8 protein-coding genes and 2 pseudogenes are annotated in these 7,334 nt (G+C 61.1%); 4 read left to right on the top strand and 6 right to left on the bottom strand.

Annotated features, from left to right (window positions below):
* From HX846_RS19925 to HX846_RS19945, 6 genes and pseudogenes are all read right to left on the bottom strand, one after another.
* On the bottom strand, positions 1-1,109 hold a 1,109-nt coding region (locus HX846_RS19925; protein ID WP_178965958.1), incomplete at its 3' end, for a 2Fe-2S iron-sulfur cluster-binding protein.
* Positions 1,106-1,408 (bottom strand): sarcosine oxidase subunit delta, encoded by a 303-nt coding sequence (locus tag HX846_RS19930; RefSeq protein WP_003209187.1) that lies wholly within the window; start codon positions 1,406-1,408, stop codon positions 1,106-1,108. The genes HX846_RS19925 and HX846_RS19930, both read right to left, overlap by 4 nt.
* A gap of 15 nt (positions 1,409-1,423) precedes the next feature.
* A complete protein-coding gene (locus tag HX846_RS19935) occupies positions 1,424-2,674 on the bottom strand; it encodes a sarcosine oxidase subunit beta (RefSeq protein WP_003209185.1) in 1,251 nt (416 codons plus the stop codon).
* A 22-nt stretch (positions 2,675-2,696) separates the two neighbouring features.
* Positions 2,697-3,950, bottom strand: a complete 1,254-nt coding sequence (glyA, locus tag HX846_RS19940) for a serine hydroxymethyltransferase (protein WP_008434333.1) — start codon at positions 3,948-3,950, stop codon at positions 2,697-2,699.
* Between the two features lie 154 nt (positions 3,951-4,104).
* Positions 4,105-4,191, bottom strand: a pseudogene (locus tag HX846_RS40430) (outer membrane lipoprotein carrier protein LolA); the annotation flags it as partial.
* A gap of 18 nt (positions 4,192-4,209) precedes the next feature.
* Entirely contained in the window at positions 4,210-4,938 is a 729-nt protein-coding gene (locus HX846_RS19945) for a TraX family protein (protein WP_178965959.1), read from the bottom strand.
* Positions 4,939-5,028: 90 nt separating this feature from the next.
* On the opposite strand from HX846_RS19945, the gene HX846_RS19950 reads away from it, so the two are divergent.
* The 4 genes and pseudogenes from HX846_RS19950 to HX846_RS19965 form a co-directional block, all read left to right on the top strand.
* On the top strand, positions 5,029-6,069 hold the full coding sequence (locus HX846_RS19950; protein WP_010167499.1) for a low specificity L-threonine aldolase: 1,041 nt from the start codon (positions 5,029-5,031) through the stop codon (positions 6,067-6,069).
* A gap of 182 nt (positions 6,070-6,251) precedes the next feature.
* Positions 6,252-6,452 carry a hypothetical protein gene (locus tag HX846_RS19955; protein WP_003209176.1) on the top strand — a complete coding sequence of 67 codons (201 nt, stop codon included), beginning with the start codon at positions 6,252-6,254 and terminating at the stop codon, positions 6,450-6,452.
* A gap of 88 nt (positions 6,453-6,540) precedes the next feature.
* The gene (locus tag HX846_RS19960) at positions 6,541-7,074 is read left to right on the top strand and encodes a hypothetical protein (protein WP_008434329.1); all 534 of its coding nucleotides are present in this window, start codon (positions 6,541-6,543) and stop codon (positions 7,072-7,074) included.
* Between the two features lie 138 nt (positions 7,075-7,212).
* A pseudogene (locus HX846_RS19965) lies at positions 7,213-7,293 on the top strand (transposase); the annotation flags it as partial.
* Positions 7,294-7,334: the final 41 nt, after the last annotated feature.

A 7,334-nucleotide genomic window follows, 5' to 3' on the forward strand; every position in this document is an offset into this window, starting at 1 on the left:
CGCGCCTCTTCAACCAGCGCGCCCCGTGGATTGTGGCGGGCATCGGCTACGGCGACAACGCTGAGGCCGGCGTCGAACCAGTCCAGCGCCACGCGGTAGGCGTGATCGTTGTTGGTGGACAGCACCAGCTTCTTGCCCGGTGCCACGCCGTAGCGACGCACGTAAGTGGAGACCGCTCCCGCCAGCATGTTGCCCGGTACGTCGTTGTTGCCGTACACCAGCGGACGCTCGCACGCACCAGTGGCCAACACCACGCGCTTGGCGCGAACCCGGTGGATACGCTGACGCACCTGGCCAATCGGTGCACGGTCACCGAGGTGGTCGGTGAGGCGTTCGTGAATGGTCAGGAAGTTATGGTCGTGGTAACCGTTGACGGTGGCGCGAGGCAGCAGCACCACGTCCGGCAGGGCCTTGAGTTCAGCAATCACACTGGCAACCCACTCGGCCGCAGGCTTGCCATCGAGGCTTTCGCGGGAGTCCAGCAGGGAGCCGCCGAATTCTTCCTGCTCGTCCGCGATGATCACCCGGGCGCCACTGCGGGCGGCGGCCAACGCAGCCGCCAGGCCGGCAGGGCCCGCGCCCACAATCAGCACGTCGCAATGACGGTTCATGTAGTCGTAGGTGTCCGGATCGTTCTCGGTCGGCGAGCGGCCTAAACCTGCAGCCTTACGGATGTACTTCTCGTAAGTCATCCAGAACGATTGCGGGTACATGAAGGTTTTGTAGTAGAAACCCGGCGGCATCAGCTTGCCGCCGACCTTGCCGAGAATGCCCATCATGTCGTTGTTCACGCTCGGCCAGCCGTTGGTGCTGGTGGCGACCAAACCCTGGTACAGCGCCTGCTGCGTGGCGCGCACGTTGGGGATTTGCGTGGCTTCGGTGGCGCCGATCTGCAGCACCGCGTTCGGCTCTTCGGCACCGGCGGCGAAGATGCCGCGCGGGCGGGAATACTTGAAGCTGCGACCGATAATGTCGACGCCGTTGGCCAGCAATGCAGCGGCCAATGTGTCGCCCTCAAAGCCTTTGTAGCTCTGGCCGTTGAAGGTAAAGCTCAGGGCTTTGTTGCGGTCGATGCGGCCACCGTTGGACAGGCGATTGATCTGGCTCATACCTTCTCTCCAGAAGCCTTGGCGGTGAATTGCGGCTTGGTGCCTATCTTGTAGGTTTCAAGAATTTCGTAGGTCACGGTGTCGCGGGTCGCGTTGAAATACTGGCGGCAACCGGCAGCGTGAATCCACAGTTCGTGGTGCAGGCCGCGCGGGTTGTCGCGGAAGAACATGTAGTCGCCCCACTCCTCGTCGGTGCAGGTGTTCGGGTCCAGTGGGCGCGGGATGTGCGCTTGGCCGGAGGCGTGGAATTCCTCTTCGGAGCGCAGTTCGCCACAGTGAGGACAGAAGATATGCAACATAGGGAATTTCTCCTGTTAGTGGGCGACGGCCGCAGCGCCGTGTTCGTCGATCAGCGCACCGTTGTGGAAACGGTCGATGGAGAAAGGTGCAGCCAACGGGTGCATTTCACCCTTGGCGAGGCTCGCGGCAAATACGTTGCCTGAGCCTGGCGTGGCCTTGAAGCCACCGGTGCCCCAACCGCAGTTGAAGAACATGTTCGGGACCGGGGTCTTGGAGATGATCGGGCAGGCATCCGGCGTGGTGTCGACGATGCCGCCCCACTGGCGGTTCATGCGCACGCGGGACAGCACCGGGAACATCTCGACGATGGCCTGGATGGTGTGCTCGATCACCGGGTACGAGCCGCGCTGGCCATAGCCGTTGTAGCCGTCGATACCGGCGCCGATCACCAGGTCGCCCTTGTCGGACTGGCTGATGTAACCGTGCACGGCGTTGGACATGATCACGCTGTCGATGATCGGTTTGATCGGCTCCGACACCAACGCTTGCAGCGGGTGGGATTCGATCGGCAGGCGGAAGCCCGCGAGCGAAGCCATGTGGCCGGAGTTACCCGCCGTCACCACGCCGACGCGCTTGGCACCGATGAAGCCTTTGTTGGTTTCCACGCCGATGCACACACCGTTTTCCTTGCGGAAACCGATCACTTCGGTCTGCTGGATCAGGTCCACGCCCAGTGCGTCAGCGGCGCGGGCAAAGCCCCAGGCCACGGCATCGTGACGGGCCACGCCGCCGCGCCGTTGCACGGTGGCGCCCATTACCGGGTAGCGAGTGTTCTTGGAGCAGTCGAGGTACGGAATCTCATCGGCCACTTGTTTGGCGTTGAGCAGTTCGCCGTCCACACCGTTGAGGCGGTTGGCGCTGACGCGACGCTCGGAGTCACGGATATCCTGCAGGGTGTGGCACAGGTTGTAGACGCCACGCTGGGAGAACATCACGTTGTAGTTCAAATCCTGGGACAAACCTTCCCAGAGTTTCATCGCGTGTTCGTAAAGGTGCGCCGACTCGTCCCACAGGTAGTTGGACCGCACGATGGTGGTGTTGCGCGCGGTGTTACCGCCGCCCAGCCAGCCTTTCTCGACCACCGCCACATTAGTGATGCCGTGTTCCTTGGCCAGGTAGTAAGCCGTCGCCAGACCATGCCCGCCGCCGCCGACGATGACCACGTCGTAGACCTTTTTCGGGGTGGGCGTGCGCCACATCTTCTGCCAGTTTTCGTGGTGGCTGAGTGAGTGCTTGAAGAGGCCGAAGCCCGAGTAGCGTTGCATAGTCATTACTCCAAAACCGCGCTCAGCGATAAACCGGGAAATCAGCGCACAGGGCGGCCACATGCTTGGCGACGTTGGCCTCCACATCGGCGTCGCCGAGGTTGTCGAGGATGTCGCAGATCCAGCCGGCCAACTCCAGGCATTGGGTCACTTTGAAGCCGCGTGTGGTCACCGCCGGCGTGCCGATACGCAGGCCCGAGGTCACGAAGGGCGACTGCGGGTCGTTGGGCACGGCGTTCTTGTTGACGGTGATGTGAGCGCGACCGAGGGCGGCATCCGCGTCTTTGCCGGTGAGGCCCTGACGGATCAGGCTGACCAGGAACAGGTGGTTATCGGTGCCGCCGGACACTACATCGTAGCCGCGTTTGATAAACACGCCGGCCATGGCCTGGGCGTTGTCGATCACTTGCTGTTGATAGGCCTTGAAACCTGGTTCCTGGGCTTCCTTGAAGCACACCGCCTTGCCGGCGATCACGTGCATCAGCGGGCCGCCCTGGGCGCCCGGGAATACCGCAGAGTTGAGTTTCTTTTCAATTTCTTCGTTGGACTTGGCCAGGATCAACCCGCCACGTGGACCGCGCAGGGTCTTGTGGGTGGTGGTGGTGACCACATCGGCGTAGGGCAGCGGGTTCGGGTACAGACCGGCGGCCACCAGGCCGGCGACGTGGGCCATGTCGACGAACAGCAGCGCACCGACCTTGTCGGCGATCTGGCGAAAGCGCGGGAAATCCAGGGTCTTGGAGTAGGCGGAAAAACCCGCCACGATCATCTTCGGCTTGTGCTCCACGGCCAGGCGCTCGACCTCGTCGTAGTCGATCAACCCGGTGTTGGTGTCGATGCCGTATTGCACCGCGTTGTACAGCTTGCCCGAGGACGACACTTTGGCGCCGTGGGTCAGGTGGCCGCCGTGGGCCAGGCTCATGCCGAGGATGGTGTCGCCGGCGTTCAGCAGCGCCAGGTACACCGCGCTGTTGGCCGACGAACCGGAGTGCGGCTGCACGTTGGCGTAATCGGCACCGAACAGCTGCTTGGCACGCTCGATGGCGAGCACTTCGACCTTGTCCACGTGCTCGCAGCCGCCGTAGTAACGCTTGCCCGGGTAACCTTCGGCGTACTTGTTGGTGAGGCCGCTGCCCTGGGCTTCCATGACACGCTTGCTGGTGTAGTTCTCTGACGCGATCAGCTCGATATGATCTTCCTGGCGCTGCTCCTCGGCATTCATGGCCGCCAGCAGTGCATCGTCATAACCCTGGATCTGGTCTTGCTTGCTGAACATCGCGTCTCTCCCAGCGGCGGCGGTGCGCCAATCGTATTGTTGGGGCCGCCGCACGACGGAGGGGCCCTTTGATGCGATGGTAGGGCTGGCGCAGAGAGGTCAAATGCCTATGGACGCCACGCAAAGGTGCGTTTACGACATGGCCCCCGGCATTTGTAGGAGCGAGCTTGCTCGCGAAAAACCTGAGGGCGCCGCGCGCATCCAGACAGCCCTCGTAATCGTTGACGTTTTTCGCGAGCAAGCTCGCTCCTACAAGGGGTTAGGCGATGATCTTTCGAATGAGTAGCAGCAGCAGGAAATGCGCCGGATAAAGCGCATACGCCCAGCGCCGCATGGCCGGTGGCGATACCTGCCCGGCATGTCGCAACAAGACCAATCCGGCCAGCGGCGCAATCAGGCATGTCGCCAATCCCAGCATCGCCACCAGCGTGCCGCTATTGAGCAGGATCTGCCATTGATTGGCAGCCAGGCACACCACACCCGGCAGCACGCTGAAGTACCACGGCCGGCGAAACACCAGCAGCATCGCCAACGGCAGCAGTACGCCAAAGAAACCGAACATCAGCTGCGCCGAGAAAAACCCCGCCAAAACCAGCGCGATCAACGCCAATCCTCGATCAATAACCGTCTTCTGCTGCCATCCCCGGGCAACCAGCAAACCCAGCGCCAGGGTCGGCAGTACGTTCAGCGTGTCGGCGTCGTCGATGAACATCCGGTACGGCACCTCACTGATCACACTGAACAGCAGCAACCAGCCCAGATAGCGCCACTGCCCCGTCACCGGCGCGTCCTTGACCCGATGCAAATTCGCCGCGATCGCCAGGCAAAACCACGGGAACGCCAGGCGCCCCGGCACATACAGCCCGTCCAGGCTCAAACCGACATACCGCAGGTGGTCCAGCACCATACTCAGCAGCGCCAGCCACTTGAGCAGGTCCAGGGCGCCATCGCGGACGCGGCTTACAGGAACGCTTTCAGAACCGTGCATAATTCCCCAATGACTTTGCATTAACAGTGCGTGCGCCCGCCCGACAATCTTGGGTAAAGTGCGCACCAACATCGACCACAGGACTGGGCCATGACCGACAAGAGCCAACAATTCGCCAGCGACAACTATTCCGGCATCTGCCCGGAAGCCTGGGCCGCCATGGAACTCGCCAACCAGGGCCATCAGCGCGCCTATGGCGATGATGAATGGACCCACCGCGCCGCCGACGGTTTCCGCAAACTGTTCGAAACCGACTGTGAAGTGTTCTTCGCCTTCAACGGTACCGCAGCCAACTCCCTGGCGCTGTCCTCCTTGTGCCAGAGCTACCATAGCGTGATCTGCTCGGAAACCGCCCACGTCGAAACCGACGAATGCGGCGCGCCGGAGTTTTTCTCCAACGGTTCCAAGCTGCTCACCGCCCGCACCGAAAACGGCAAGCTGACCCCGGAGTCGATCCGCGAGATCGCCCTCAAGCGCCAGGACATTCACTACCCGAAACCCCGCGTCGTGACCCTGACCCAGGCCACCGAAGTCGGCAGCGTCTACACCCCGGAAGAAATCCGCGCCATCAGCGTCACCTGCAAGGAACTGGGGCTGAACCTGCACATGGACGGCGCACGGTTCTCCAACGCCTGCGCATTCCTCGGCTGCTCGCCGGCCGACCTGACCTGGAAAGCCGGCGTCGACGTGCTGTGCTTTGGTGGCACCAAGAACGGCATGGCCGTGGGCGAAGCGATCCTGTTCTTCAACCACAAGCTGGCCGAAGACTTCGACTACCGCTGCAAACAGGCCGGGCAGCTTGCCTCAAAGATGCGCTTCCTCTCCGCCCCGTGGGTGGGCCTGCTGGAAAACGACGCCTGGCTCAAACACGCCCGCCACGCCAACCACTGTGCACAATTGCTCAGCAGCCTGGTGGCGGATATTCCGGGTGTGGAGTTGATGTTCCCGGTACAGGCCAACGGCGTATTCCTGCAACTGTCGGAACCGGCAATTGCCGCGCTGACGGCCAAGGGCTGGCGCTTCTACACCTTCATCGGCAAGGGTGGCGCGCGGTTCATGTGTGCGTGGGATACCGAGGAAGAGCGCGTAAGAGAATTAGCCGCCGATATTCGGGAAGTGATGAGCGCCTGAAGTAGGCATCAGCCCCTCAGATAATGGCGAAAGGCCGAGACTGTTTTTTGATATTTCTGACAGCAACCAACTTCGTTTTCATTGACTAGCCTCTTGGAACCCGGAAGGAAAAGGCCGCCTTTCGGGACTAACCGCCAGCCGAATAATCGGCCGGAAACGTAAATCCAGCAGAGGGCAATACCATGGAAGCGCAACGCTACGGAAACAACTTGCTAGGCGAAGGCACCATCAGCACCACCGTCATCGACTGGGACGAATTCAGAAAATCCGCGAAAATCGGTGACACCATCAGCGAACCGACGAGGACATTGCGGATCACTGACAAGGTCTATGAACTGACAGCATCCGGCCAGCACTTCGTCGTGCATATCTATGCCCAATAACCTCTAACTGATCGTTCCCACGCTCTGCGTGGGAACGCCTCCCCGGACGCTCCGCGTCCAGGCCACACCACGGTTCAAGGACGAATTGATGGGCAGAAGCCGCTACACCATTACCGAACCTGAAAAACCACACTTCCTGACATGCACTGTCATGGAATGGACACCGCTATTTACCCGCGACTACCTTGTCGGCCACCTATTGAGTTGCTGGCGATATCAACAAACCCACGAACATTTCAATCTCTACGGCTACGTCGTTCTCGAAAACCATCTGCACTTCGTCGCTCAAGCACCTGACCTGGGTAAATGTGTCAGCCAGTTCAAATCCTTCACCGCTCGAACCATCATTGACGACCTGCAGAAACGAGGAGCGGAGCGAGTGTTGCAGCGTTTGCGTTTCAGCAAACGGGCGCATAAAACGGACCGGATTTATCAGCTATGGCAAGAGGGGTCACACGCCGAGTTGGTGTACAGCGAAGCGGTGATGCGCCAAAAGCTTGATTACATTCACCACAACCCTGTGAAGCGTGGTTATGTGGACTTGGCCGAGCACTGGCGGTATTCCAGCGCCCGCAACTATGCAGGACAGGATGGCCTGATTGAAATTCAGCGCTGGGCCTGATCGTTCCCACGCTCTGCGTGAGAACGCAGCCCATGACGCTCCGCGTCACACAGCGGGACGGGACGCGGAGCGTCCAAGGAGGCATTCCCACGCGGAGCGTGGGAACGATCGATTCCTGTGAAGCGGGGTTGTGTGGACTTGGCCGAGCACTGGCGGTATTCCAGCGCCCGCAACTATGCAGGACAGGATGGCCTGATTGAAATTCAGCGCTGGGCCTGATCGTTCCCACGCTCTGCGTGGGAATGCAGCCAGTGACGCTC

This window comes from Pseudomonas sp. K5002, assembly GCF_013386655.1.
Lineage (GTDB): Bacteria > Pseudomonadota > Gammaproteobacteria > Pseudomonadales > Pseudomonadaceae > Aquipseudomonas.